Raw genomic sequence first — 3647 nt, 5'->3', positions numbered from 1 at the left:
TGATGCAGCAACACTATCTCGATTGGTGCAACACCCATCAAGGCATACCCGAAAAACACTGGCAATCCCGTTGCCAAGAAATGACCGGTTTAGATTTAGAAACCTTCTTTCAGACGGCCTTATACAGTACCGATGATCTTCCGCTCGCAGAATGCCTGCAAAGCGTAGGTGTCAAACTCGACTTTATTCCCCTACCACGCCAGCACGGCGGAGCATTTGCCACCGAACCCCAATCGGTTGCCCCCGCCAACGATTTGGGCGCACGTTTCAAACAAAACAGCGATCATGCCGTCCTGACTCATGTATTTAATGGCGGTAGCGCAGAAAATGCCGGACTCTGCCCGCAAGATAAAATCATCGCCTTAGGCGGCTATGCCTGCAACGACCTTGCAGCGCAGTGGGGCAAACTGCCTATCGGCACGCGCACCACCATCCATTTCTTCCGCCAAGGCCTATTGCGTGAAACCAGCATCACAGTTCAAGCAGCAGAAGCCAATACTGCCCTGCTGCACATTACCGATCGCCAAAAACTCGAAAACTGGTTGTACAATCATTAAATAAAACTTCAAACGGCCTGCCACTTCCTAGGCCGTCTGAAATCAACATATCCATTTAATATAAAGAAAGGAAAAACTATGCCTATCCGTAAACTGACCGACACCCTCTATATCGCCCCTCAGCTGACCGAAGCCGACGTCCAAGAAGCCGTACGTCTCGACATCAAAACCATCATCTGCAATCGCCCGGACGGCGAAGAAGAAAACCAACCGGCTTTTGCCGAAGTACAAAACTGGTTTAAAGAGGCTGGCATCAACCAATTTTCCCACCAGCCCGTCGTTGCGCCTCAAATCACCGTAGCCGATGTTGCAGCCTTCCAAAATCTGTTGCAACAATCTCCGGCTCCCATTCTTGCCTTCTGCCGCACCGGCACTCGCTGCTCCCTGCTTTGGGGTTATCATCAAGTGCAACACGGCGCATCCGTAGCCGAAGTGGTTGCCGCAGCCGAACAGGCAGGAGTCAATCTCAGCAACTTTGAAGCCCGCCTGCAAGAAGCCAAAGATAAAGGTTTGGCTTAATACCTAATTTATATCGTAAATAGTAGCCCTTAAAACCATCAGGTCGTCTGAAACCGATTATTCAGACGGCCTGATGGCCTTAGCTTATTTATAATTTATTTCCACTATCTTAGAGATATATTTTCTAAATTAAAACAGAATTGACCTGTGTCAATACCCCAATCCTATTTTCATTTATAATGCCTTTCAATGATTCAGGGCCATGCCCTAATCTTCCAGTTTCCTCGATAAGAGCCAGCTCTCTTATTAAATGATTTTTCTTTCCTCTTGATGTGTGTGTGTTTGGGTGTGGCTGAGTGCCACCCCCCTTTTTTTATATCTACCCTCTTGAAGGCCGTCTGAAACTTTCAGACGGCCTTTCCTTTCCCCTAGCAAAAATAGTATAAAATCCCCTTATCGTTCAAACCACAAACCCAAAACATCATGGTCAACAAACTCACTCCCCCTCCCAGCCTGCCCGATCCGCAAGACCTCCGCGCCGTTATCGCCTACAACATGCGCCTCTACCGCGTTAACCACGGCTGGTCGCAAGAAGAACTCGCACGCCAATGCGGACTCGACCGTACCTACGTCTCCGCCGTCGAGCGCAAACGCTGGAACATCGCCCTTTCCAACATCGAAAAAATCGCATCCGCACTCAAAATCGCCCCTTACAAACTTCTCCTTCCACCGCAAGAAATGCTCCGCCAAATGACCGAGCCTGCCGACACCCAAGCCTAATTCACAACCAAACAACATCATGACCGCCGCCCAACACGCCATTCAAACCTACCGGCAGCAAAAAGCCGCAGCAGAAACCGCCTACCGCCAAAACAACCGTCCTACCGTTTACTTCCGCGACCATATCGCCGCTGCCGAAACCCTACTGCAAACCCTCTGGCAAATCCACTTTCCCGACAGCGACGACATCAGTCTGATTGCCATCGGCGGCTTTGGGCGTTGCGAACTCTATCCTCATTCCGACTGGGACTTAGCGATTATTTCCTCGGCCCCATTTTCAGACGGCCTGCAACAGCAAACCGCCCAATTTATCCAAACCCTTTGGGACGCACGCCTCAATCCGGCCATCAAAAGCGGCAGCATAGAAGAAATCCTCCAAAGCACCCAAAACGACATTACTGGCGAAACCGCCTTTCTTGAAGCACGCCATCTCCAAGGCAATCCCAACCTTACCGCCCAACTTCTAAACAAACTCAATACACGCCGCGACACAGCCGCCTTCATCGAAGCCAAACTCCTCGAAATGGAGCAACGCCATACCAAATCCCAAGGCACAGGTGCACAACTCGAACCCAATATCAAAACCTGCCCCGGCGGCCTGCGCGACATCCACACCCTTATCTGGACAGCCAAAGCACAAGGTATAGACAGCAACCCCACCGCCCTCGTTACCGCCGGCGTCCTCACACGCACCGAAGCCGGCATGCTGGCCCATGGCTACCGCCGCCTCGCCAATATCCGCATTCACCTCCACCTTACCGCCGACCGCCCCGAAGACAGGCTGCTTTTCGACTACCAGTCCCAAGTTGCCGAAAGCTTAGGCTATACCCAACCCGACATCCGCGGCAGAAGCGAAGCCCTGATGCACACCTTCTACCGCGCCACCAAAGCCATCAAACAACTCAACGGCATCCTTATTCCGGTTCTCAAAAACCATCAAACTTCCAGCCGTCCCCAACATATCCACCCCATCGACAGCCACTACAAACGCATCGGCCACCAAATCGCCGCCAACGACCTTGCCCTGTTCGAGCGAAATCCCGAACACATCTTCACCATCATCCAAACCATGCAGGAGCAAAACATCACCACCATCGAGCCGCAAACCCTGCGCGCATGGTGGGCGGCCACACGAAAAATCAATACCCGTTTCACCCAAAATCCAGAAAACCGCCGCCGCTTCATCCAATTCTTCAAACACGGCACCGGCCTTACCCAAACCCTCCGTTTTCTCAACCTCTACGGCGTACTTGGCCGCTATCTCCCCGCATGGGAAAAAATCACCGGCCTGCTCCAACACGACCTATTCCATATTTACCCCGTAGACGACCACATCCTGACCGTCGTCCGCAATATGCGCCGTCTTGCCATCGAAACCCACAGCCACGAAATGCCCGAGGCCAGCGCCATCATGCAGGCCTACCCACGACCGCATATCCTCTACACCGCCGCCCTGCTGCACGACATCGCCAAAGGCCGTGGCGGCGATCACGCCAAAGAAGGCATCAAAGACGCACAACAATTCGCCGCCAACCACTACTACACCGAAGAAGAAAGCCACCTCCTCGCATGGCTGGTTGAAAACCACCTGCTCATGTCCACCGTTGCCCAAAAAGAAGACATCCAAGATCCCCATGTCCTCCAAGCCTTCTGCCGCCGTATTCCCACACGCGAATACCTCGACGCACTCTACCTGCTTACCATTGCCGACATCCGCGGCACCAACCCCAAACTTTGGAACACATGGCGCGCCAGCCTGCTTCAAACCCTCTACCACAGCACCGCCGCCGTTTTAAACAGCAAAAGCCACGATCCCGAACGCCTCCCCAACCGACGCGAACAAGCCTCGAC

General features: G+C 52.8%; 3 protein-coding genes and 1 pseudogene. All 4 read left to right on the top strand.

Annotated elements, in window-relative coordinates:
* Positions 1-557, top strand: a pseudogene (locus ACTHUM_RS10885) (M61 family metallopeptidase); the annotation flags it as partial.
* Between the two features lie 78 nt (positions 558-635).
* Positions 636-1076, top strand: a complete 441-nt coding sequence (locus ACTHUM_RS10880; protein ID WP_070460058.1) for a TIGR01244 family sulfur transferase — start codon at positions 636-638, stop codon at positions 1074-1076.
* Between the two features lie 423 nt (positions 1077-1499).
* Positions 1500-1796, top strand: coding sequence for a helix-turn-helix domain-containing protein (locus ACTHUM_RS10875; RefSeq protein WP_003680870.1), 297 nt, complete (start codon positions 1500-1502; stop codon positions 1794-1796).
* Between the two features lie 19 nt (positions 1797-1815).
* A partial coding sequence (gene glnD, locus ACTHUM_RS10870; RefSeq protein WP_440402881.1) for a [protein-PII] uridylyltransferase occupies positions 1816-3647 on the top strand: 1832 nt, incomplete at its 3' end.

This window comes from Neisseria sp. P0021.S006 (assembly GCF_051956895.1).
The sequence above is the reverse complement of the archived record's forward strand: the minus strand, read 5'-3'. Positions and strand labels throughout refer to the sequence as shown.

Excerpts from the sequence above, each read along its gene's own strand:
- ACTHUM_RS10880 (WP_070460058.1), top strand. The coding sequence starts at position 636 with ATGCCTATCCGTAAACTGACCGACACCCTCTATATCGCCCCTCAGCTG.
- ACTHUM_RS10875 (WP_003680870.1), top strand. The coding sequence starts at position 1,500 with ATGGTCAACAAACTCACTCCCCCTCCCAGCCTGCCCGATCCGCAAGAC.